The organism is Amycolatopsis sp. cmx-4-61 (genome assembly GCF_046548775.1).
GTDB lineage: Bacteria > Actinomycetota > Actinomycetes > Mycobacteriales > Pseudonocardiaceae > Amycolatopsis.
Map to the genome: position 1 here is coordinate 68,355 of NZ_JAEBEI010000017.1, position 21,468 is coordinate 89,822.

The 21,468-nt window shown below is 73.2% G+C and carries 21 protein-coding genes; 8 read left to right on the forward strand and 13 right to left on the reverse strand.

The genetic code is table 11. The features are described 5' to 3' along the window. Position 1: 1 nt before the first annotated feature. The 3 genes from ACLJOU_RS35515 to ACLJOU_RS35525 all read right to left on the reverse strand — a co-directional run bounded on the left by ACLJOU_RS35515 (position 2) and on the right by ACLJOU_RS35525 (position 3,151). A complete protein-coding gene (locus ACLJOU_RS35515; RefSeq protein WP_410573642.1) occupies positions 2-1,033 on the reverse strand; it encodes a class I SAM-dependent methyltransferase in 1,032 nt (343 codons plus the stop codon). A gap of 157 nt (positions 1,034-1,190) precedes the next feature. After that, positions 1,191-1,934, reverse strand: coding sequence for a PadR family transcriptional regulator (locus tag ACLJOU_RS35520; protein ID WP_410573643.1), 744 nt, complete (start codon positions 1,932-1,934; stop codon positions 1,191-1,193). A gap of 332 nt (positions 1,935-2,266) precedes the next feature. Further along, a complete protein-coding gene (locus tag ACLJOU_RS35525; RefSeq protein WP_410573644.1) occupies positions 2,267-3,151 on the reverse strand; it encodes an SDR family oxidoreductase in 885 nt (294 codons plus the stop codon). 122 nt (positions 3,152-3,273) lie between these two features. Here ACLJOU_RS35525 and ACLJOU_RS35530 point away from each other — a divergent pair, with 122 nt between their 5' ends. After that, positions 3,274-4,176: a LysR family transcriptional regulator gene (locus ACLJOU_RS35530; RefSeq protein WP_410573645.1), complete on the forward strand. Its 903-nt coding sequence runs from the start codon at positions 3,274-3,276 to the stop codon at positions 4,174-4,176. On the opposite strand, the gene ACLJOU_RS35535 is transcribed toward ACLJOU_RS35530, so the two are convergent. Next, positions 4,173-5,072 carry a LysR family transcriptional regulator gene (locus tag ACLJOU_RS35535; protein ID WP_410573646.1) on the reverse strand — a complete coding sequence of 300 codons (900 nt, stop codon included), beginning with the start codon at positions 5,070-5,072 and terminating at the stop codon, positions 4,173-4,175. The genes ACLJOU_RS35530 and ACLJOU_RS35535 overlap by 4 nt on opposite strands. Positions 5,073-5,142: 70 nt before the next feature. On the opposite strand from ACLJOU_RS35535, the gene ACLJOU_RS35540 reads away from it, so the two are divergent. Next, positions 5,143-6,111: a YeiH family protein gene (locus ACLJOU_RS35540; RefSeq protein WP_410573647.1), complete on the forward strand. Its 969-nt coding sequence runs from the start codon at positions 5,143-5,145 to the stop codon at positions 6,109-6,111. A gap of 114 nt (positions 6,112-6,225) precedes the next feature. Then, complete coding sequence (locus tag ACLJOU_RS35545; RefSeq protein WP_410573648.1) at positions 6,226-7,731, forward strand: sialidase family protein; 1,506 nt, start codon at positions 6,226-6,228, stop codon at positions 7,729-7,731. Between the two features lie 97 nt (positions 7,732-7,828). On the opposite strand, the gene ACLJOU_RS35550 is transcribed toward ACLJOU_RS35545, so the two are convergent. The 3 genes from ACLJOU_RS35550 to ACLJOU_RS35560 all read right to left on the reverse strand — a co-directional run bounded on the left by ACLJOU_RS35550 (position 7,829) and on the right by ACLJOU_RS35560 (position 10,912). After that, positions 7,829-9,100, reverse strand: a complete 1,272-nt coding sequence (locus ACLJOU_RS35550; protein WP_410573649.1) for an MFS transporter — start codon at positions 9,098-9,100, stop codon at positions 7,829-7,831. A gap of 80 nt (positions 9,101-9,180) precedes the next feature. Further along, positions 9,181-9,687: a flavodoxin domain-containing protein gene (locus ACLJOU_RS35555; protein ID WP_410573650.1), complete on the reverse strand. Its 507-nt coding sequence runs from the start codon at positions 9,685-9,687 to the stop codon at positions 9,181-9,183. Between the two features lie 91 nt (positions 9,688-9,778). Then, positions 9,779-10,912, reverse strand: coding sequence for a nitric oxide synthase oxygenase (locus ACLJOU_RS35560; protein WP_410573781.1), 1,134 nt, complete (start codon positions 10,910-10,912; stop codon positions 9,779-9,781). A gap of 453 nt (positions 10,913-11,365) precedes the next feature. On the opposite strand from ACLJOU_RS35560, the gene ACLJOU_RS35565 reads away from it, so the two are divergent. Both ACLJOU_RS35565 and ACLJOU_RS35570 read left to right on the forward strand, forming a co-directional pair. Beyond that, the gene (locus tag ACLJOU_RS35565; RefSeq protein ID WP_410573651.1) at positions 11,366-12,391 is read left to right on the forward strand and encodes a CobW family GTP-binding protein; all 1,026 of its coding nucleotides are present in this window, start codon (positions 11,366-11,368) and stop codon (positions 12,389-12,391) included. Between the two features lie 67 nt (positions 12,392-12,458). After that, positions 12,459-12,713 (forward strand): hypothetical protein, encoded by a 255-nt coding sequence (locus ACLJOU_RS35570; protein WP_410573652.1) that lies wholly within the window; start codon positions 12,459-12,461, stop codon positions 12,711-12,713. Here the strand turns inward: ACLJOU_RS35570 and ACLJOU_RS35575 are convergent. Then, complete coding sequence (locus tag ACLJOU_RS35575) at positions 12,710-13,270, reverse strand: TetR/AcrR family transcriptional regulator (RefSeq protein WP_410573653.1); 561 nt, start codon at positions 13,268-13,270, stop codon at positions 12,710-12,712. The genes ACLJOU_RS35570 and ACLJOU_RS35575 overlap by 4 nt on opposite strands. Before the next feature lie 99 nt (positions 13,271-13,369). Between ACLJOU_RS35575 and ACLJOU_RS35580 the strand changes: the two genes are divergently transcribed. Beyond that, the gene (locus ACLJOU_RS35580; RefSeq protein ID WP_410573654.1) at positions 13,370-14,494 is read left to right on the forward strand and encodes an MFS transporter; all 1,125 of its coding nucleotides are present in this window, start codon (positions 13,370-13,372) and stop codon (positions 14,492-14,494) included. A 32-nt stretch (positions 14,495-14,526) separates the two neighbouring features. Here ACLJOU_RS35580 and ligD read toward each other — a convergent pair whose 3' ends face one another. Together ligD and ACLJOU_RS35590 are read right to left on the reverse strand one after the other, a co-directional pair. Continuing rightward, positions 14,527-15,531 (reverse strand): non-homologous end-joining DNA ligase, encoded by a 1,005-nt coding sequence (ligD, locus tag ACLJOU_RS35585; RefSeq protein ID WP_410573655.1) that lies wholly within the window; start codon positions 15,529-15,531, stop codon positions 14,527-14,529. Beyond that, positions 15,528-16,646 (reverse strand): ATP-dependent DNA ligase, encoded by a 1,119-nt coding sequence (locus ACLJOU_RS35590; protein ID WP_410573656.1) that lies wholly within the window; start codon positions 16,644-16,646, stop codon positions 15,528-15,530. The genes ligD and ACLJOU_RS35590 overlap by 4 nt, the downstream gene beginning before the upstream one ends. Positions 16,647-16,718: 72 nt before the next feature. On the opposite strand from ACLJOU_RS35590, the gene ACLJOU_RS35595 reads away from it, so the two are divergent. Then, positions 16,719-17,225: a DinB family protein gene (locus tag ACLJOU_RS35595; protein WP_410573657.1), complete on the forward strand. Its 507-nt coding sequence runs from the start codon at positions 16,719-16,721 to the stop codon at positions 17,223-17,225. On the opposite strand, the gene ACLJOU_RS35600 is transcribed toward ACLJOU_RS35595, so the two are convergent. Then, positions 17,212-18,402, reverse strand: a complete 1,191-nt coding sequence (locus ACLJOU_RS35600) for a DUF1015 family protein (protein ID WP_410573658.1) — start codon at positions 18,400-18,402, stop codon at positions 17,212-17,214. The two genes, ACLJOU_RS35595 and ACLJOU_RS35600, sit on opposite strands and share 14 nt — an antisense overlap. 115 nt (positions 18,403-18,517) lie before the next feature. Here ACLJOU_RS35600 and ACLJOU_RS35605 point away from each other — a divergent pair, with 115 nt between their 5' ends. Next, a complete protein-coding gene (locus ACLJOU_RS35605; RefSeq protein ID WP_410573659.1) occupies positions 18,518-20,029 on the forward strand; it encodes an MDR family MFS transporter in 1,512 nt (503 codons plus the stop codon). Between the two features lie 10 nt (positions 20,030-20,039). On the opposite strand, the gene ACLJOU_RS35610 is transcribed toward ACLJOU_RS35605, so the two are convergent. Then, positions 20,040-20,921 (reverse strand): TIGR03854 family LLM class F420-dependent oxidoreductase, encoded by an 882-nt coding sequence (locus ACLJOU_RS35610; RefSeq protein WP_410573660.1) that lies wholly within the window; start codon positions 20,919-20,921, stop codon positions 20,040-20,042. 53 nt (positions 20,922-20,974) lie between these two features. After that, positions 20,975-21,412 carry a MarR family winged helix-turn-helix transcriptional regulator gene (locus tag ACLJOU_RS35615; protein WP_410573661.1) on the reverse strand — a complete coding sequence of 146 codons (438 nt, stop codon included), beginning with the start codon at positions 21,410-21,412 and terminating at the stop codon, positions 20,975-20,977. Positions 21,413-21,468: the final 56 nt, after the last annotated feature.

Here is a 21,468-nt window from a genome sequence, read left to right on the forward strand (position 1 = left end):
TTCACGGGCGGCACACGTAGATGCAGTTCTGCGGGCGCGGGGATTCGAGCACTTCGACGTGCCGGAACCCCGCGTCCGCCAGCATTTCCGACGCCTTTTCGGTCCCCCACACGGCCCCCAGCGCGGCGCCGCCCTCCGCCAGCGACGTCGTGGTGCAGTACATCAGGCTGATCGAGTAGGTGAGGGCGGCCAGCGGGTTGCCGACGTTCCGTTCGAGGTGGCTGGAGAAGTTGGTGTCGACCATGAGGAAGAGGCCATCGGGCGCGAGCGCGCGGTGCACCCGCCGCAGCACGACGTCCGGCCGGTCCTGGTCGTGCACGGCGTCGAACGCGGTGATCAGGTCGTAGGGCGGATCGGCGCTGAGCTCGGCGGCGTCCCCGACGACGAAGCCGGTGTTGGGGAGGCGCTGTTCGTTCGCCTGCTCGACGACGCCGGGGTTGATGTCGAGGCCGGTGAAGTGCGAGGCGGGAAAGGCCCGCGCGGCGACGGCGATGGCGTTCCCGGTACCGCAGCCGAGATCGAGCACGCGCGCGCCGGCCGTGAGCCGCTCGGTGAGGCCGGGCACCGCGCCGAAGAAGCCGTCGACCAGGTGCTCGCGGTAGATGTGCTTCCAGCTGTCGCCGGTTTTCGCGCCGAGGGTTTCGAGGTAGGGCCCGTAGGCCGACCTCGGCACGCCACCGCCTTCGGCGAAGGCGCGTTCCAGCTCGGGGAGGATGCCGGTGAACGCGGAGAGGGTCAGCAGTGAGGGCATGAGGTTCGCCGCGGTTTCGCCGAGCAGGAACTTCGCGTGTTCGGGCGGGAAGGTGTACTCGCGGCCGTCGTAGGTGAAGATGCCGCCGGTGACCATGGCGCCGAGCCACTCGCGGACGTAGCGTTCCTGGAGCCCGGCACGCTCGGCGAGCCCGGCACTCGTGGCGGGCCCCCGCGCGGCGGCGGCGAGGAGACCGGTGCGGTGCCCGAGCCCGAGCAGCATGGTGAGGGCACTGCCGGTCATGGTGGCGGTGAGGTGCGCGGCGAAGTCCTTGTCCTGCATGGGGTGCAGCTTACCCGCCGTCGGCTGGGTCCGATGTGGACGATCGGTGGATTGATATGGGGCTGCGCCCGACCGGGACGTCGGCGGCGCGGGGCCGGTTATGCGGTGGTGGCGATGGCTGCGGCGGCGAACCGTGCCGCCGCAGCCACCGGGGCCGTCAGGTGTTCTCGTCCTCCAGGTCCGCGTCGGCCAGGACCGCGTACACCCGGCGGCGGGCGTCCGCGAGGATCTTCTTGACCTCCGCCACCTGGGCCTCCGTGCCGCTGTAGCCCACCTGTGCCGCCGCTCCGGAGAGCTCGCCCAGTGCGTGCCACAGGGCCGCGAACCGGTCGGCGCCCGGTTCCTCCTCCGGTTCCTCCCACAGCGCCGCGAACTCCGCCTCGCGGCCCGCCACGTGCTCGCGGCCCGCATCGGTCAGCTCGGCCACCCGGCGGCCGGCCGTCTCGACCGTGTGGACCAGGCCTTCGTCCTCCAGCTGCTGCAGGATCGGGTACACCGATCCCGGGCTGGGCCGCCACCGGTCGTGCGTGCGGCGGCGGATCTCCTGCATCAGCTGGTACCCGTGCATCGGCTCCTCGGCCAGCAGCGCCAGCACCGCCGGCCGCACCGGACGGGCCGGCGGGCGGCCGCCGCCACGGAATTCGCGGACCCGCTGGAACGGGCCCGCCCCGCCGAACCAGCCGCCCGGCCCCCCGAACGAGCCAGGACCGCCCGGGAACCCCGGGAAACCCGGCCCGCCCGGCGGCTGCGGTGGGTGCGGCGGACGAGGTGGCGGCGGCGGGAACCCCCGCGCGAGCTCCGGGCCACCTTCCCAGTCCTCCTGCCCCGGCACGCCATGCTCGGACCCGAAGTGCTGCCCCGGCACCCCGTGTTCCAGCCCGAAGTGTTCGCCCCCCGGCACGCCACGCTCGGATCCGAAGTCCTCATGCCCCGGCACCCCATGCTCCGACCTGAAGTGCTCACGCCCCGGCACCTCGTGTTCCGGCCCGAAGTGTTCGTGCCCTGGCACGCCGTGCCCGAAGTGTCCGTGCATCCCGTGCTCCACCCCCGCGTGGCCTGGGTGCCCGGGGCGTCCCGGCATCCCGTGCTCCGGTCCACCGTGCCGGTGGCCGAAGTGCCCCCCGAACCCCGCGAAGATCCGTCCCGCACCCATCTCCATGCTGCCCTCCAGTCGTATCGGCGACATTTAGACGATATATCGCCGTTCGATCGGATCGCAAGGCAGCCGCAGAATCACCCGAAGTAGTGCCCGGCCTCCAGGTCGGCGACCAGCCCCGGCCCCTCGGGCACCCACCCGAACCGCTTCTGCGTCAGGACGCTCGACGCCGGCGCGTCCGGCCCGGCGAAGTGCGCGAGCCAGCCGAAGTGGCCCGGTACGTCGGACACCGGCCGCACCGGCAGGCCGAGGCGCTGCCCGATCACTTCGGCGAGCACCTTCAGCGGCACGCCTTCCTCGCCGACCGCGTGCAGCCGCACCCCCGCGGGCGCCGCCTCGACGGCCAGCCGGTACAGCCGCGCCGCGTCGGGCCGGTGGACCGCGGCCCACCGGCCCGTGCCGTCGCCCGGGTAGGCCGACACCCCCGTTTCGCGCGCCAGCCGGATCAACGCCGGGACGAACCCGTGGCCGTCGCCCTCGCCGTGCACCGAGTGGGGCAGCCGCAGCACCGACGCGCGCACGCCCCGCTCGGCCAGCGCGAGCGCCGCCGTCTCCGATGCCGTGCGCGGGAACGCCGGGTCGGCCGCGTCCTCTTCGGTCGCCAGCCGGCCCGGGGCCACCGGGCCCGTCGCCGCCGTGATGATCAGGGGCTTCCCCGTTCCTCCGAGCGCCTCGCCGAACGCGCCGATCGCCGCGCGGTCGGTCGCCGCGGCGGCTGTGAGGTCGGCGAAGTCGTCGTGGACGTAGGCGGTGTGGACCACCGCGTCCGCTTCGGCGGCGGCCGCCCGGAGGCCGTCGAGGTCGGTCAGGGTCCCGTGCCGGACCTCGGCGCCGGTGGCCGCGAGCGCCGCGGCCTTGTCTTCCGAGCGGGCGAGGCCGAGGACGTCGTGCCCCGCTTCCCGCAGTTCGCGGACGACGGCGCTGCCGACGAACCCCGTCGCGCCGGTGACGAACACCCGCATTTGCGTACTCCTCGTAGGTAGGTGACAGTGCTTCCATCGTCGGGCCGTGGCGGCGCGGCCGTCCAAAGCCTGGTTCGCACCGGCCGATACGCTTCCGGCATCACCGCAGGTAGACTGCGGCGGTGGCGGACTTGGACCTGCGGCTCGTGCGGTACTTCACGGCGGTGGCCGAACACCGGCACTTCGGCCGCGCGGCCGCCGCGCTCCACACGACGCAGCCGTCGCTGAGCCGGCAGATCCGCCGGCTCGAAAGCCAGCTCGGAGCCCGCCTGCTGGACCGGACGCCGCAGGGCACGCGGCTGACCGAGGCGGGCGAAGTGTTCCTGCCCCGCGCCAGAGCGCTGCTGCAGTCGGCCGAGCAGGCGGCCGCGAGCACCCGCGCGGCGGCGGCGCCGAGCCGCGTCACGATCGGCTACCGCACGAACCTGTTCGTCACGCCGGCGGTGCGCGAACTGCGCCGCCGTCACCCGGAAGCCGAGGTGCTGACCCGGCACCTGGGCTGGACCGAAACCCGCGCCGCGCTGCTGGAGCACCGGGTGGACATCGCCGTCACGCGGTTGCCGCTGCAGGCCGACGGGTTGCGCGTCACCGTGCTCTACGACGAAGAGCGGGTGCTGCTGGTGTCCGCCGACCACCGGCTGGCCGGCCGGGCGTCGGTCACGCTGGCCGACATCGCGGACGAGCCGCTCCCCCGCGTCGACGACCCGGCGTGGAACGCGTTCTGGCGCATCGACCCGCGCCCCGACGGCCGCCGCGCCCCGGACGGCCCGCTGGTCCAGGAGTTCGAGGAGAAGTTCGAGCTGATCGCCGCGGGCCAGCTGGTGGCGATCGTCCCGGACGGGGTCCGGTTCAGCCGCCTCCGGCGCGACGTGACGATCGTTCCCCTTGACGGCATCGAGCCGTGCCAGGTGGCCCTGGCCACCCGCGCGGCCGACCGCAGCGATCTGCTCGAGTCGGCGTGCCGGACCCTGCAGGCCCACCTGACCAGCCCGGAAGCGGCCGGCCTCACGGTCCCGGCGCCCTAGGAACCGGACTGCACCGCCAGCGTCAGCAGGTCCGCCGCCGGGCCGGTCAGGCGCCGCCCCGCCGGCCAGACCGCCCGCAGCACCCGGCTCAGCTCCACACCCTCCACCGGCACCGGCACCAACCGGCGGCCCGCGACCTCGCGCACCACGTCCAGATCGCTGATCACGGCCGGCCCGGCGCCCGCGATCACCGCGTTGCGCACGGCCGAAGCCGATCCCAGCTCCAGCAACGGCGTCACCGGGCCCGCTCCCGCCCGCCGCAACGCCGCCTCGACCGTCTCGCGCGTCCCCGAGCCCGGTTCCCGCACCACCAGCGGCGTGCCGGCGAGTTCCCCGGCCGTCAGCGGGCGGCGGCGCCGGGCCCAGGCGTGCCCGGCCGGGACCACCACCACGAGCCGGTCCGCCGCCACCCGGCGCGTCGCCAGGCCCGGCCACGGCCCCGGCGACTCGACGAACCCCAGGTCCACCTCCCCGCGCGTGACGAGGTCGGCGACGTGCTCGGAGTTCACCACCTCGAGCCCGACGTAGGTCTCCGGCCCGGTCCGCTTGACCTCGCCGATCCAGGCGGGGACGAAGTGCTCGGCGAGCGTCATGCTCGCCGCGACCCGCAGCCGCGCGCCGCGCTGGGTGCGCAGGGCCTCGGCGCCGGTGCGCAGTCCGTCCACTTCGGCCAGCACGCGGTGCGCCCAGCCCGCGATCACCCGGCCGTCCGGGGTCAGCGCCGAGCCGCGCCGGGTCCGGTCCACCAGGGACAGTCCCACTTGACGCTCCAATGTGGACAGGCGTTTGCTCGCCGAGGGCTGGGCGATGCCGAGCGCCCCGGCCGCCTGGCCGATGCTGCCGAGGTCGTCGACGAGCACCAGCAGGCGCAGTGAGTCCAGATCCGGTCCGGTCATAGCTTCAGTCTATGACCTCAGGCCCGACCGCCGGCTACCGCGCCCGCCCGGCACGGGCGACGCTGGAGGCATGGCACTGACGACGGCGAAAACCTCCGGCCTGGCGATCACCGGGCTCGGTGTCGCCGCGGCGTACGCGTTCAGCTCGGTGTGGCCGGTGGCCGGCGCGCTCACCGTGGCCGTCGTCCTGGGCGTGGCCGTCGGGAGCACGCCCCTCCTCACCGGCGAACTCCGCGAGGCCGTCGCCGGGCTCACGAAACGCCTGCTGCGCGCCGGTGTCGTCCTGCTCGGCCTCCAGCTCGCGGTCCCCACCGTGCTCGCGCTCGGTCCCGGCACGCTCGCCGCGGTCGTGCTCACGGTCGCGGTCACCTTCCTCGGCACGCTCGGCCTCGCCCGGCTCGTCCGGGTGCCGCGCGGGCTCGCCCTCCTGGTCGCCACCGGCTTCTCCATCTGCGGCGCCTCGGCGATCGCCGCGGTGGAAGGCGTGATCGAGCGCGACGACGAAGACGTGGCCACCGCCGTCGCCCTCGTCACCTGCTACGGCAGCTTCGCGTTGGCCGCGCTGCCCCTCCTCGCCCACGCGCTCGGCCTCGACGCCACCAGGACGGGCAGCTGGGCCGGGATCTCGGTGCACGAGGTCGCCCAGGTGGTCGCGGCGGCCGGCCCCGCGGGCGCGGCCGCCGTCGGGATCGCCGTCGTGGTGAAACTCAGCCGGGTCGTCCTGCTCGCGCCGGTGGTCGCGCTCGTCGGCGCCGCCGAACGCGGCCGCCGCGACTCGCACGCCCCCCTCGTTCCCCTCTTCGTCCTCGGCTTCCTCGCGCTGGTCGCCGTCCGCAGCACCGGCCTGGTCCCGGCGGTCGCGCTCGACGTCGCCAAGACGGCGTCGACGCTCCTGCTCGCGGGCGCGCTGTTCGGTCTCGGCTGCGCCGTCCGGCTCGGCTCGCTGCTGCGCGGCGGCGGACGGGCCCTGCTGCTGGGCCTGCTGTCCACGCTCCTCGTTCTGGCGACCGGGTTCGGCACCCTGGCCGCGTTCACCTGAAGTTTCCCCGCCGGCCAGGTATAGTTCGTTATACGCGCGGTTGTACGGGTCTTGTACGGATCGTGTCGACGCTGCTGGCGAGCCGTCGAACCGAATCCGTAGGGAGCTCGAACCGTGAAGATCACCCGCCTCGCCCAGGGGCTGCTGGCCGGGCTGCTGGGGTGCGCCGCCCTCGCCGTGCCCGCGGCCGTCGGCGCCGCCACCGCCCAGGCCGACGTGGCCAGCACGCTGGTGTTCAGCAAGAACACCGAAGGACACGACTGTTACCGCATTCCCACTGTCGTCAAGGCGAACAACGGCGACCTGCTCGTCTTCGCCGAGGGCCGCAACGGCGGCGCGAGTTTCTGCAACGACCTCGGCAAGATCGACCTCGTCCTGAAGCGCTCGACCGACGGCGGGAAGACGTGGGGCGCGTTGACCACGGTCATCGAAGCCTTCGGTGACGTGAAGGGCAATCCGGCGCCGATCGTGATCCCGGGCAGCAACCGGATCGTGCTGCTGTCGACCATGCAGTGCTTCACCAACCCGTCGTGCGGCCGGATCCCGCGCGTGTCCATCAGTGAAGACAACGGGAAGACGTGGGGCGCGCCGCGGGTGCTGACCACCGAGCTCGGGTTCGCGAGCGCGCCGGGCTGGCTGGCGACCGGGCCGTCGCACGGCATCGCGCTGACCCGCGGCGCGCACGCCGGGCGGCTGGTCGCCGGCATGAGCTACACGGTCGGCGGCAAGAACACCGGTTCGCTGGTCTACAGCGACGACAAGGGCGCGACCTGGCACCACGGGGCGACCGACACGTCCGGTTCGGACCTGATGAACCCGCAGGAGATCAGCGTCACCGAGCTGCGCGACGGCCGGGTCTACGCCGCCGCGCGCAACGCCGCCAACAACGACGACAAATGCCTGTCGGACGGCACGCACAACCGCGCCTTCGCGATCAGTTCCGACGGCGGCGCGACGTTCAGCTCGAAGTTCGCGTTCGCCACCGACCTCGTCGCGCCGACCGTCGAGGGCTCGACGGCGCGGATGAGCGCGACCGACGCCGGCGGCAAGTACAACCGCGTCGTCTTCGCGGCCCCGTCGGTCTGCGACCGCCGCAAGGAGCTGCGGATCCACTCGTCGTTCGACGAGGGCGCCAACTGGACCGGCACCGCGGGCAGCCTGCTCGTGTGGGGCCAGGACGCGGCGTACTCCGACATGGTCCAGCTGTCGCAGTCCGCGGTCGGCGTGCTGTTCGAGGCGGGCCCGGACCTCCACGCGAACGACACGATCCGCTTCGCCTCGGTGAGTGAAGCCGCGCTCGGCGCGCCGGCCTGCGGTGGCGGCTACAGCGTCATCGACTCGGCCCCGCTCGGCACCGGCGGCGCGGCCGGCACGGTGTACCTGTCGTACAACGCGGCCAACGGCCAGAACTGCGTCAGCACCATGAAGAACGCCTCCGCCGGGACGGCCACCGCGACCTCGGCCTACCTGGAGGTCAAGGGCTCGGCGCGGCAGACCGACTCGGGGTCGTTCTCCTGGTTCGCCGGTCCGGTCAAGGCCGCGGCGGCGGACCAGTGCGTCAAGTGGGGCGGCGCGGCCGGCGGCCAGGCCTACGACAGCGCGTTCGAACACTGCGGTTGAGGCGAACCCGGGTGGGACCCGCCCCCGGGCCGGGTCCCACCCGCCACCGTGCCACCCGGCCCGCGCCTGCGAAGCGGCGCTCGTGACGCCGTGGTCCCTACTTCGCACCCGCCGGCGCCGTCGCCACCGCCGACTCGCCGAACCGGATGCCCTTCGCTTCCTTCCCGATCGCCGTCAGCACCGCCACCGCGACCAGCCCCGGCACCACTGTCCACACCAAAGCCGACGTGTACCCGTGGGATTCCGCGATCGCCTGCTGGATCGGCAGGTTCAACGCCGCCAGCAGGTTCCCCAGCTGGTAGGTCACCCCCGGGTAGAAGCCGCGGATCGCGTCCGGGGACATCTCCGTCAGGTGCGCCGGGATCACGCCCCACGCCCCCTGCACCATGATCTGCATCAGGAACGACCCGAGCGCCAGCACGCCCGCGCCGTGGTCGAACGCGAAGATCGGGATCACCGGCAAGCCCAGGACGGCCGCCGTCACGATCGTCCGGCGGCGGCCCAGTTTCTCCGACAGCGTCCCGAACGTGAGACCGCCGATGATGGCGCCGACGTTGTAGAGCACCGCTATCCACGTGCTCGTCGCCGCGCTCAGGTCCGCGCCGCCGTTGTCGTGGGCCTTCAGGAAGCTCGGGTAGACGTCCTGGGTTCCGTGGCTCATCCAGTTGAACGCCGTCATCAGAAGGATCAGGTAACCGAAGCGGCGGATCACCTTCGCGTCGAGCAGGATGTCCTTCACCGACGTGCGCGTCACCTTCAGCTTCTCGCGGGCCGTCTCCCACACCTCCGACTCGCGGACGCGCGCGCGGATCAGCAGGCTGATCAGCGCCGGGAAGATGCTCAGCACGAAGATCCAGCGCCACGGCAGGCCCAGTGCCGAATGGAACAGCAGGTACGCCAGCGCCGCCAGCAGGTAGCCGATCGAATAACCGACCTGAAGCAGGCCCGAGAAGAACCCGCGGCGCGCCGGCGGGATCTTCTCCATCGCCAGCGCCGCGCCCAGCCCCCACTCGCCGCCCATGCCGATGCCGTAGACGAACCTCAGCACGAGCAGCACCGTGAAGTTCGGGGCGAACGCGCACAGCAGGCCGGCCACCGAGTACAGCACGACGTCGGCCATCAGCGGGATCCGGCGGCCGACCCGGTCGGCCCACAGGCCGAACAGCAGCGCGCCGACCGGGCGCATCACCAGCGTCGCCGTCGTGATGAACGCCAGCTGCGTCGCGGTGGCCCCGAAAGACTTGTCCTTCGCGATGTCCGCCAGGACGAAGACGACGAGGAAGTAGTCGAACGCGTCCATGCTCCAGCCGAGCAGCGCGGCGAGGAACGCGTTGCGCTGGTCCGAGGTAAGCGCTTTCCGATCCGTCACGTTCGCCCCGTTCCGCCGGTTCCCCACGCCGAAGACGCCAGGCCCGGTTTAGCACCCACCACCCCGGGCGGGCAAGGGGATCAGTGCGCGACGCGGATGCGGACCCGGCGGCCGACGTCCCGGGCCCACGCCTTGATCCGGTCCCAGTCGCGGAAATCGCCCGCGCGCCGTCCCGAGGCCACCAGCTTCGGGATCAGGCCGCGCACGGTCGCCGGGTCCAGCCGGCCGCCGAAGGTGGCCGTGCGCTCGGCGTCGATGCGCGCGGCCAGCAGCGCCACGTTCGCCGGCAGGCTCACCTGGTGCGTCGCCGCGCCGGGGCCGCACGGCCCGCTGTGGAACAACCACACCGGACGCTCGGCGAGCGCCCGGGCGTTGCGTTCCAGCAGCCGCACGGCTTCCGGCCGCCACCGGTGGTAGTACAGGGCACTGCCGACGACGACCGCGCCGTAGTGTTCGACGCCGGCGACGTCGGCGGCGTCGCGCACGTCGACGGTCAGGCCCGCTGCACCGAGCTCGGCGGCGATGACCTCGGCGATCTGCCGGGTTCCGCCGTGACGCCCGGCGTAGGCGACGAGGACTGCGGTCATGGGCTCCATTGTCGGCCTTCGCGAAGCGCGCTGCCCCGCGGATGGCACACGATCCGCCGAACGGGCGCTCGCACGCTACTCTCCGCGTTCCTCACGGCGGCGGCAGGAAAGCGGGTCGTGCCGACGGGTCCGGTTCGTCGTAGTAGCGGTGGAAGACCGCGGTCTGCCCGCCGGACAACGGCGGCACGATCCAGCTCCAGTCCGCGGGGCAGCGGCGCCCGGCCTGCTCCTCGCGCTCCAGGTGGGCGAGGAACCGGCGGGATTCGGTGTGGTGGTCGGCCATCGTGACCCCGGCGGCGTCGAAGGAGTGCTGCACCGCCAGCGTCAGCTCGACCAGCGCCCGGTCCCGCCACAGCGTGCGCTCCGACGCGGTGTCCAGGCCCATCAGCTCGGCGACGACCGGCAGCAGGTCGTAGCGCTGCTCGTCGGCCAGGTTCCGGGCGCCGACCTCCGTGCCCAGGTACCAGCCGTTGAAGGGCGCGGCCGGGTAGGTGACGCCGCCAATCTCCAGCGGCATGGCGCTGATCGCCGGCACGGCGTGCCAGCGCAGCCCCAGCCCGGCGAACCAGCGGTGGTCGGGGTGGGTCAGCGGGACCTCCAGGACGGCGTCCGGCGGCAGCGTGAACAGCCCCGGCTCGCCGGGCACGGCCTCGATCACCAGCGGCAGGACGTCGAAGGAGCCTCTTCGTTCCGGCGGCCGCCAGCCGAGTTTTCGCACCTGCTCGGTGAATCCGGCGTACCGCGGGTCGCCGAGGACCGACCCGTCCTCGAGGCGGTACCCGGCGTAGCGGATGAGCTGCTCGTTGTGGATGCGCGGGCCCGGCGCGGCCGGGGTGTCCGGCGCGAACACGGTGATCGTCGGCCGGATCCGGCCGCCCCGGGTGGCCTGACGCAGGTGGGCGACGCACTCGCCGGCGATCGCGGCGGGGTCGGTGACCCCGCGGCGGTCCCGGATCCGCAGGCTGCGCCAGTACAGCCGGCCGATGCAGCGCGCCGAGTTGCGCCACGCGACGCGCGCGCCGTAGGCCAGCTCGGCCGCGGTGTGCCGGTAGGTGCCGGTTTCCCGGATTTCCGCGCGCACCGCCGCCACCCGGGTCTCGAACCGCTCGCCCCCGTCGGCGGCGCCTTCGGCGAACATCCGGTCCAGGAATTCTTCGGCTTCCGCGAAATCGACGCTCGGCTCCGCCGAGGCGCGCTGCGGGTAAACCGGCAGCGCGGGCGTCACCCGCTCGGGTGTAACGGTCACCGCACTTCCCCACTCTTCGGAATCGCGATCTGCAGCCCGACGAAAAGGTCCACCGTTCCTCCGAAAGTCGCCGACGACACGCGAGCCGGATGTCCCACCGCCCCTGGGAAGTCCGGCCAGGCGGGGGAGGATACCCCACGTTCCGCGAGGCCGGTTCCGCCACTCGGGAACGGCGTCCCGCCGATCCCGGAATTCCGGCACGCGCAGGGCGGACGCGGAAAAAATAACTTGTACCATGTGTTATCCGGACATGGCACAGCGCGTTTTCCGTCAATCGATCATCGGGGCGGCAAAACCCGCGTGATCCTTTCCCGCCTCCGCGCCTGCGTCTTTTCGTGGGTATTCGCCGAACGGCCTTCACCGGGGGCCGGCCGCCCGGGTACGCGCGCCCGCGTTAGAGTCGCGACGATCGGCGGAGGAGGGACGGTTTTCGTGACGGACAGGCGCATCCCCGTGGTCCTCGTCGCCGGGTTCCTCGGCGCGGGCAAGACGACGCTGCTCAACCACCTGCTCGCCAACCGCGAGGGCGCCCGGGTCGGCGTGGTGGTCAACGACTTCGGCCAGGTGAACGTCGACGCGCTCGCCGTCGCCGGCCAGGTCGACACGATGGTCTCGCTCGGCAACGGCTGCCTCTGCTGCGCCGTCGACGCGAGCGGGCTGGACGCGATGCTCGCGAAGCTGTCGAGCGCCGAGACGGGCATCGACGTCATCGTCGTCGAGGCCAGCGGCATCGCCGAACCCCGTGACCTCATCCGGCTGATGATCGCCAGCGAGCACCCCGGCATCCGCTACGGCGGCCTGGCCGAGGTCGTCGACGCCGCGGAGTTCGAAGGCGCCCGCGAACGCCACCCCGAACTCGCCGACCACCTGCGGCTGGCCGACCTCGTGGTGCTGAACAAGGCCGACCGGGTCCCCGCCGAGGCGCTCGCGAAGCTCACCGCGACCGTCGAGGAACTGGCCCCGGGCCGCCCGCTGCTGGTCACCACGCACGGCCGGGTGGACCCGCGCCTGTTCTTCGACCCGGAACCGCGCGGCGAGCGCGTCGGGCAGCTGTCGTTCGACGACCTGCGCGAGGACGACCACGACCACGCGCAGCACCTGCACGCCGAGTACCAGACGGTCACGTTCTCCGCCGAGACGCCGCTGGCGCCGCGCGCCTTCGTCGAGTTCCTCGAGCGGCGGCCGGCGGGGCTCTACCGGATGAAGGGCCAGGCCGACTTCGGCCCCACCGGCCCCCGGGCCCGCTTCCACCTGCACACCGTCGGCGGTTTCGTGCAGCTCGAGCGGTCGGCCTGGCCGCCGGGCGAGCCGCGGCGCACCGAGCTGGTGCTGATCGGCGCCGGCATCGACACCGACGCCGTACTGGCCGATCTGGGCCGCTGCCTGGCCGAGGACCCGGAGACCGTGGACGAGCGCGGCCTGCTGCACATCCTGCGCTACCTGCCCGACCAGGCCTGACCGCCCGCCACGCCGAAGATCGGCAAATGCCCCGGCGGTCGGGCCACCGCGACGGAGACTGTCGGCCATGACGACCACCGCGGTGAGCGCACCACGCTGGTACCTGGTCGGCGTGCTGCCCGAAGACGTCCCCCTGGCCCACCTGATGACCCGCTCCGGCGACCTGCGGTACCGGCGCTCGGCCTGCGGGGCGCGGGAGTCCCGCAGCTGGAAGCCCGTGGACCTGACCACGTCCGAGCTCACGCCGTGCCCGGCGTGCGTCGCGACGCTGTCCGGCGTCGGCGAAGACCGCGGCCAGCTCGCCCTCGACCTCGGGGTCTAGGCGGTCAACGTCCGCGCGAGCCGCTTCGCCGTCTCGAACGGCTGCGGGCTCTGCGCGACCACCGACGTGACCGCGGCTCCCTCCAGCAGGAGCATCAGCTCGTCGGCGAGGACGCCGGCGCGCCCGGGGTCGGCCCGCCGCAGCTGCGCCCGCAGGTAACCGTGCAGCGCGGTCTTGTGGTGGCGGACCACCTCGCGGACCGGGTCGGCGGGGTCGGGGAACTCCGAGGTCGCGTTCAGGAACGCGCAGCCGCGGTAGCCGTCGCGCGACAGCCACGCCTCGTAGGCGTCGAAGACCGCCAGCACCCGCTCCCGCGGATCGGGGTGCGCGGCGGTGATCCGGTCGATCTCCTCCTGCCACCGCCGGTCGCGGTCCCGCAGGTACGCGACGACGAGCCGGCTCTTCGACCCGAAGTTGCCGTAGAGGGCCGCCTTGGTCACCCCGGCCTCGGCCGCCACCGTGTCGACGCCCACGGCGTGGATGCCGTCGCGGTAGAACAGCGTCGACGCGGCCTTGAGCACTTTCGCGCCGGCATCGCCGGGACGAGTCCGGGCCACAGCGTCTCCTCCGAACAGCTCGGTATGGCGTTCCACCTGGGGCAATCTTAGCATCACTTGACACCAGACAGACCTGTCTGTTGGGTGGATGAAGTGGAGGTGCAGACGAAGACGGACCGCTGGTGGTCCACGGCCGCGGTCGGCGCGGTCGTCATCGCGCTCTGCTACGGGTTCGCGCGCTACGCGTACGGCCCGTTCGTCCCGCGGTTCCGCGAGACGTTCGGGCTCACGACGGTCGGCGTCGGTGTGCTCGGCGGCCTCTCCACCGCCGGCTACGGCCTCGGCCTGCTGCTCGCCCCGAAGACCTCCGCGCGGTCGGCGCGCGGCACCGTGCGGCTCGCGGCGGCGGCGGCGACGCTCGGCCTGGCGTTGATGGCCCTCGCACCGCACGTCACGGTGTTCGGCGCGGGGATCGTGGTCGCCGGGGCCGGCGCCGGGCTCGTCTCGCCCGGAGTCGCCCAGCTGATCGGCGAGACGGTCGGGGCGCGGACCCGGGACCGCGCGCAGACCTGGGCCAACACCGGAACCGGACTGGGGCTGGCCGCTTCGGCGTTCACTCCCCTGCTCGCGTTCGGCTGGCCGGTGGTCTGGGCGGCGTTCGCCGCCCTCGGCGTGGTGGTGACGCTGCTGGCGTGGCGGACGCTGCCGTCGGGCGGCGCCGACGTCCCGGCGGATCCCGGCCGGGTCCGCGGCACGGTTCCGCTCGTGCTCGACTCGGTGCTGATCGGGGTGACGAGCGCGCCGTACTGGACGTTCTCCAGCTCCCGGCTCGCCGAAGCCGGCTTGAGCCCGGTCGCCGCGACCTGGTGCTGGGCGACGATCGGCGTGGCCGGGCTGCTCGGCGGCCTGGCGGGACCGGCGGCCGGGCGGCTGGGCCTGCGGACGGTCAACCTCGCGACGTGGACACTCGCCGCGGCGGGCATCGGCCTCCTCGCGCTGCCGGACCCGGGTGTGCCGCTGGCCGTGCTCTCCAGCGCGCTCTTCGGCATCACCTACATGGCGCTGACCGGGCTCTGCATCCTGTGGGCCGCGCGCCTCTCCCCCACGCGGCCCGCGCGAGGCATCACGTGGTCGTTCGCCGGGCTCGGTGCCGGCCAGACCGTCGCGTCACCCCTGGCGGGCGCGCTGGCGGCGGGCCTGGGGTCCGCGGCGGTGTTCGGCCTGACCGCGCTCGTGGCGCTCACGGCGTGGAGCCAGCTGCACCGGCGCCTCGGCCCGCCGTGACCCGCACGCCACCGGGCAGTCTCCGGACCGCGTCAAGCCTTCTTGGCGCGGCTCGGTGCCACCCGCGGCGGCTCGTTGGGCATCTTCGGGTAGACCGGGGGCCACGGCGCGTCCATCAGCCCGGCCGCCATGTCCTGTTCGGACATCGCCAGCAGCGGCTCGATCGACTGCGGCCGCTCGCCCGCGCCGGCCCACGGGTCGCCGCGCTCGGCCACCCGCGCGGGCACCGTGCTCAGCGTGAGCGTGTCGGGCTCGACGGCGTCCAGCTCGTCCCAGCCGATCGGCGTGGACACCTGGCCGCCCGCCCGCGGCCGCACGCACCACGTGCCGAACACCGTCTTGTGCGGAGCGTTCTGGTTGAAGTCGACGAACACGCGCGAGCCGCGTTCCTCCTTCCACCACTGCGCGGTGATCTTCTCCGGGTGCCGGCGTTCGAGGGCCCGCGCCAGCGCGACCGCGGCGGCCCGGACCTGGAAGCTGTCCCAGCGCGGCTCGAGCATCACGTACAGGTGCAGCCCGCGCGACCCCGACGTCTTCAGGTGCGCCTCGATGCCGTGCTCGGCCAGGAACTCCCGGGTGAGCACCGCGGCTTCGCGCAGCTCGTCGAAGCCGATGCCGGGCGACGGGTCGAGGTCGACGCGCAGCTCGTCGGTGACCTCTGGACTGTCGGCGAGGTACGGCCAGACGTGGAAGCCGAGGCAGCCCAGGTTCACCGCCCAGAGGATGTGGGCCAGGTCCTTCGCCACCAGCGCGTCGCTCGTCGTGCCGTTGGGCGTCGAGACGACGGTGGTGGTCAGCCACGGCGGCGCGCCCTTCGGGACGCGTTTCTGGTACCAGTTCTTGCCGCCGGCGCCGTCCGGGTAGCGCTCCAGCAGCAGCGGGCGCCCGCCGAGCCGGGCCAGCAGCGGACCGGAGATCGCCCGGTAGTACTCGACGAGGTCCAGCTTCGTCTCACCGCGTTCCGGGAAGTAGACCTTGTCCGGGCTGCTGATCTTGACCTCGACGCCGTCGATGTCGAGCAGGACGGCCCCGCTCATCTCGCCTCCCCGAACAGCTTCGCGAGCTCGGCGGGCGGCGCCTCGTCGAGCTGGGCGTACGTGCACGACTCCGGCGTGCGGTCGGGCCGGAACCGGACCAGCCGCCCGCCGTGCCGGAACCGGCCGCCCTGCAGGTGCTCGTAGCGGACCTCCGCCACCCACTCCGGGCGCAGCGGCTCCCACGACAGGTCCTTCTGCGGCGCCCACCGGCTGTTCGCGCCCGGTTGCCGCCCCGGCTCGGGTTCGTGCTCCGCCGACGTGCCCTTCTCCGCGGAGGCGGCATGAGACTCCGCCCAGGACCGCCACGGGTGGTTCTCGAGCGCGTTCTCGCGCAGCGGCGCCAGCTCTTCGACCAGCTCGGCGCGCCGGGCCTTGGTGAAACTGCTGGCCACGCCGACGTGGTGCAGGACGCCCTCGTCGTCGAACAGCCCGAGCAGCAGCGAGCCGACGCCGGCGCCGTCCTTGTGCCAGCGGAACCCGGTGACGACGCAGTCGGCGGTGCGCTCGTGCTTGATCTTCAGCATCACCCGCTTGTCCTGCTCGTACGGCAGGTCCGCCGGCTTGGCCATGACGCCGTCGAAGCCCGCGCCCTCGAAGCGGGTGAACCAGTCTTCGGCCTGCGCCGGATCCTCGCTCAGCGGGGTCAGGTGGACCCGCTGCAGCCCTGCGGCGCCGGTGCCGAGGACGCCTTCGAGCTGCTTGCGGCGCTCGCGGAAGGGCTGCCCGGTGAGGTCGGTGTCGCCCAGGGCGAGCAGGTCGAAGGCGATGAAGCTGGCCGGCGTCTCCTCGGCGAGCTTGCGCACGCGCGAGGCCGCCGGGTGCAGCCGCAGCTGCAGCACCTCGAAGTCGAGCCCCTGGGGCGTGACCAGCACGATCTCGCCGTCCACGACGCAGCGCGGCGGCAGCGCGGCGGCCAGCAGTTCCACCAGCTCCGGGAAGTACCGGGTCAGCGGGCGGTCGTTGCGGGAGCCGAGCTCGATCTCGTCGCCGTCGCGGAACACGATGCAGCGGAAACCGTCCCACTTGGGCTCGTACAGCAGCCCCGGGTCACGAGGCAGCTCGTGCACGGCTTTCGCGAGCATCGGCCGCACCGGCGGCATCACGGGCAAGTCCACCGCGCGAGCTTAAAACACGGGTACGACACTTCCTCGGCGAAAGACACCGCCGGGCGTGATACACACTCCCTCGTGACCACTGAACGCCCCGCACCGCCCCTGACCGGGGGCGAGCGGGAGATGCTGCGCACCTTCCTCGACTTCCACCGCGCCACCCTCGCGATGAAGTGCGAAGGACTGTCCGACGAGGACCTCCGCCGGGCCTCGAGCCCGCCGTCGACGCTGACCCTGCTCGGCCTCGTCCGGCACATGGCCGAGGTCGAGCGCACGTGGTTCCGGCGGGTGATCGACGCCGAAGACGTCCCGCTCGTGTGGTCGGCCGAGGGCGACTACCAGGCCGCCTACGACGCGAGCTCGTCGACGCGCGCGGAGGCCTTCGCGGTGTGGGAGGCCGAAGTGGCGCGATCCCGCAAGATCGAAGAAGCGGCCGAATCCCTGGACGTCACGGGCCACCAGCCGCGCTGGGGCGAGGACGTCTCGCTGCGGCTGGTGATGCTGCACATGATCCACGAGTACGCCCGGCACAACGGCCACGCCGACTTCCTGCGGGAAGCGATCGACGGCGTCACGGGCGCCTGATCGACGCGGCCGCCCGCTCGAGCTGCGCCAGCACCAGGCCGCTGCGCGGCTTCGGCGTGAAGTAAGTCGCCTTCCGCGGCATCCGGCGGCCGGCCGCGTGCACCGCCAGGACGTCGGCGTAGCTCACCGGGGCCAGCAGCACCACCGCGTCCGCGTCCGGGGGCAGCGGCCGGCCGGCCGGGAGCGGGCGGACGCACGGGCCGTCGGGGTCGATGCCGAGCGCGCCGTCGAACAGGACCCGCTCGACGACCTCGTGGTCGATCACCGGGCGCGGACCGGCCGGGGCCGGGAGCGGGACCCGCAGCACCGCCGGGCCGGCGCGCACCACGGCCTCGCCGGGGACCGGCACGGCGTGCTCGTCGTACCGCACGTCCAGGCCGGCCGCGCGCCAGCGGGACACCAGGTCCTCCGGGCCGAGCCCGGTGCCGGTCAGGACGCGGTGGATCGCGCCGATCCGCAGGGCCGGGCCCGCGGTGACCAGGGCGAGCAGCGCGCCGTGGCCGGCCGCCGCCGCGGCGGCCACCCGGTGGTTGCCGTCGGCGACCAGCAGGTCCGCGTCCGCGACCGCGGCCAGCAGGCGGCGCTGCAGCGGCCCGGCGGGCACCAACCACAGGTCGTGCCGCCGCCCGCCCGCGTCCGAAGTGGACAGATCGGGCAGGCCCAGGCTCGCGCAGGCCTGTTCGACCTGCTCGGTCAGCTCCGGGCCACCGGTCGCCGGGACGAGCAGTGCCGCGCTGGTCGCGCACCCCAGCCCGGCCAGCACCGCCGCCCGCTCGGCCACGACGTCGGGGTAGACGTCCTCGGTGTGGTGGACGCGCGCGGCGCCGTCGTCGGTCACCGCCGCCGGGTCCACCAGGCAGAGCAGGCCGAGCGCCACCCCGTCCGGCCCCTCGATCCGGTAGGGCGCGACGACGTTCCGCACCGGCCGGTAGAACCGCTTGCGGAGGCGTTCCAGCACCGCCCGGGCGACCGGCACGGCGGCCGCCAGGTCGAGCCCGCGCGCCAGTGCCGCGGGCGTGCGGGCCGGGTGCTGCACGGCCAGCAGGCTGTCGGCGGCACCGGGCGCGGCCAGTGCGGCGATCACGCGCTCGGGCTCGGCGAACTCGTCGACGTCGGGGCCGGGGACCGCGTCGCGCACCACCCACCCCGACCCGATCGGCCGGATCCAGTCGCTCATCCCGTCCATCTTGCCCAACAGCGAAATTCGCTGGGGCCGGTGCGTCCGGGATGGAATGCTTAGGTCTGCAAAGCAGTTGACTCCGGTCATGACGGTCCCGAGGAGCACCCCGCCGATGACGACACCCGCCGCCACGACGAGGGGGGTCGGTTTCCGGTCCGAACGCGGCCCGGTCCTGATCGCGGTCATGCTGAGCACGGCGCTGGTGGCGCTGGACAGCACGATCATCGCCACCGCCGTGCCGTCGGTGGTGCGTGACCTCGGCGGGTTCGCGCAGTTCCCGTGGCTGTTTTCGATCTACCTGCTCACCCAGGCCGTCACCGTGCCGCTGTACGGCAAGTTCGCCGACGTGCTCGGCCGCCGTCCGGTGATGTTCTTCGGGATCGCGGCGTTCCTGGTCGGCTCGGTGCTCTGCGGTGCGGCGTGGAGCATGCCGGTGCTGATCGCCGCCCGCGCGGTGCAGGGCATCGGGGCCGGGGCGATCCAGCCGATGTCGATGACGGTGATCGGCGACCTCTACACGGTGGAGGAACGCGCGCGGGTGCAGGGCTACGTGGCCAGCGTCTGGGGGGTGGCGTCGGTGGTCGGGCCCACGCTCGGCGGCGTGTTCGCCGAGTACCTGGACTGGCGCTGGATCTTCTTCATCAACCTGCCGCTGGGCGCGATCGCGGCACTGATGCTGCACCGCAACTTCGCCGAGCGGGTGGAGCGCAAGCCGCACAAGGTCGACTACCCGGGCGCGGCCCTGCTCACCGTCGGCTGCTCGCTGGTCATCCTCGGCCTGCTCGAGGGCGGGGTGGCGTGGGCGTGGGGTTCGCTGCCGAGCGTGGCGATCTTCGTCGCGGGCGCGGCGATGCTGGTGGCGTTCGTGCTGGTGGAGAAGCACGCGGCCGAGCCGGTGCTGCCGCTGTGGGTGTTCACCCGCCGGGTGCTGGTGGGCGGCAACCTCGTGGCGGTCGTGGTCGGCGCGGTCCTGATGGGACTGACGTCGTACCTGCCGACGTACGCGCAGGGGGTGCTCGGCGCGGGCGCGCTGGTGGCCGGGTTCGCGGTGGCGGCGCTGACGGTCGGCTGGCCGATCTCGGCGTCCCTGGCGGGCAAGATCTACCTGCGCATCGGCTTCCGCGACACGGCGCTGATCGGCAGCGTGTTCATCATCGCCGGCGGCGTCCTGGTGGCCCTGCTGGGCGCGGGCTCGTCGCTCTGGTCGGCGGCGTTCGCGGCGTTCGTGCTGGGGGTGGGCCTGGGTTTGGCGGCGAGCCCGACGCTGGTGGCGATCCAGTCGGTGGTCGGCTGGGACCGCCGCGGCGTGGTGACGGCGACGAACCTGTTCAGCCGGTCACTGGGCAGCGCGGTCGGCGCGGCGGTGTTCGGCGCGATCGCGAACGCGACGCTGGCGTCGAGGTTCGCCCACCCGCCGGCCGGCGTGGGGCCGCTCCCGCCATCAGTGGACGCGACGAGCCTGGTACTGGGCGGCGGCAACGCCGACTCGGCGGCGGCGGTGTTCGTGCGCGGGGCACTGGCGGACGCGACGCACTACGTGTTCGTGGGCTTGCTGGCCGTGGCCGTCCTGTCCGTGGGGGCGCTGTTGCTCATGCCGCGCAAGACCGAGCAGCTGGAGTTCTGACCGGCCACGGCTAGTTCTGCAACGGCACCAGTTCCGCCTGGAACTTCTCCAGGAAGCCGTCGAAATCACCGTGGGCCGGGCGGATCACGAACTTCGACAACCCCGCTTCGATGTGCTGCTCCAGCAACCGCCGGGCCTCCGGCCAGCTCGTCGCCACCAGGTCCGCCACCGGCACTCCCGGCCGGCGGCGGGCCGCGGCCGCCGCGAGTTCTTCCGGCAGGCCCCGGTCCGCCACCGCCAGGCTGAGGCCGAAGTGGTCCTCCTCGATCTCGCGGCCCGCCTCCGCCGCGGCCTGCTGGATCGCGATGCGGGCGTCGCGGGCCTGCGACGGCGTCTGGAAACTGCCCAGCCAGCCGTCCGCGAGGCGGCCCGTGCGGTGCAGGGCCGCCGGGGCCGCGCCGCCCAGCCAGACGTCCAGGCGCTTCTGCGGCCGCGCGCCCAGGCGGACGCCCTCGACGGTGAAGAACTCGCCGTGGAAGGACACTTCGTCCTCCTCCAGCAGGCGGCGCAGCAGCGCGAGCGACTCGTCGAACACCGCCGCGCGGCGGCCGGGCGGCACCGGGAACAGGTCCGCTTCGGCCGGGCGGGCCGGGCGGAGGCCGAACACCGGCAGCACGCGCTTGGGCGCGAGCCCGGCCAGGGTGAGCAGCTGCTTGGCCACCAGGACCGGGTGCCGGCCGGGCAGGATCGCCACGCCGGTACCGACCTTGAGCCGGGACGTCGTCGCCAGCGCGTGCGCCATGCCGATCATCGGGTCGACTTCGGGCGAGTAGACCAGTTCGGACAGCCACAGCGAGTCGACGCCGGCTTCCTCCAGCCGGGCCGCCAGCCCGGCGAACTCCGCCGGCCCGGTGCCGGCCGGCGGCGCCACCCCGATCCTGATCTTCAGCACGGTTCCTCCCGGAAGTCTTTCCGGGAGCAACGCGCCGGACGGCCGGGAATTCCTCAGGCGGTCGCGTCGATCACCCGCGTGAGCACGCCGTGCAGGGCTTCCAGCTCGGACACGTCCATGCCGAGCGTCTCGACCACCTTGTACGGGATCTTTTCCGCCTCCGCCCGCAGCGCCCGGCCGGTTTCGGTCAGCTCCACCGTCAGCCGGCGTTCGTCCGTGCGGCTGCGGCTGCGGGTCACGTACCCGAGCGCCTCCAGCCGCTTGAGCAGCGGCGAGAGCGTCGCGGGTTCGTGACGCAGGGCCGCGCCGAGGTCCTTCACCGAACGCGGCGAGCGCTCCCACAGCGCGAGCATCACCAGGTACTGCGGATGGGTCAGGCCGTACGGCTCGAGCAGCGGCCGGTAGATCGCGATCACGCTGCGGGAAGCCACCGACAGCGCGAAGCACACCTGCCGGTCCAGCTTCAGGGGATCCTCGCCCAGGTCGATCATGTCGCGATCCTACTTGTGTCGTCGGTCGCGCTAATGATTAGGGCACTAAGTGTTAG

Coding starts and splice junctions, on each gene's coding strand:
- ACLJOU_RS35540 (WP_410573647.1), top strand. CDS start 5,143: ATGGCACTGACGACGGCGAAAACCTCCGGCCTGGCGATCACCGGGCTC.
- ACLJOU_RS35515 (WP_410573642.1), bottom strand. CDS start 1,033: ATGCAGGACAAGGACTTCGCCGCGCACCTCACCGCCACCATGACCGGC.
- ACLJOU_RS35555 (WP_410573650.1), bottom strand. CDS start 9,687: ATGACCGCAGTCCTCGTCGCCTACGCCGGGCGTCACGGCGGAACCCGG.
- ACLJOU_RS35600 (WP_410573658.1), bottom strand. CDS start 18,402: ATGAGCGACTGGATCCGGCCGATCGGGTCGGGGTGGGTGGTGCGCGAC.
- ligD (WP_410573655.1), bottom strand. CDS start 15,531: ATGAGCGGGGCCGTCCTGCTCGACATCGACGGCGTCGAGGTCAAGATC.
- ACLJOU_RS35615 (WP_410573661.1), bottom strand. CDS start 21,412: ATGATCGACCTGGGCGAGGATCCCCTGAAGCTGGACCGGCAGGTGTGC.
- ACLJOU_RS35525 (WP_410573644.1), bottom strand. CDS start 3,151: ATGCGGGTGTTCGTCACCGGCGCGACGGGGTTCGTCGGCAGCGCCGTC.
- ACLJOU_RS35535 (WP_410573646.1), bottom strand. CDS start 5,072: ATGACCGGACCGGATCTGGACTCACTGCGCCTGCTGGTGCTCGTCGAC.
- ACLJOU_RS35605 (WP_410573659.1), top strand. CDS start 18,518: ATGACGACACCCGCCGCCACGACGAGGGGGGTCGGTTTCCGGTCCGAA.
- ACLJOU_RS35570 (WP_410573652.1), top strand. CDS start 12,459: ATGACGACCACCGCGGTGAGCGCACCACGCTGGTACCTGGTCGGCGTG.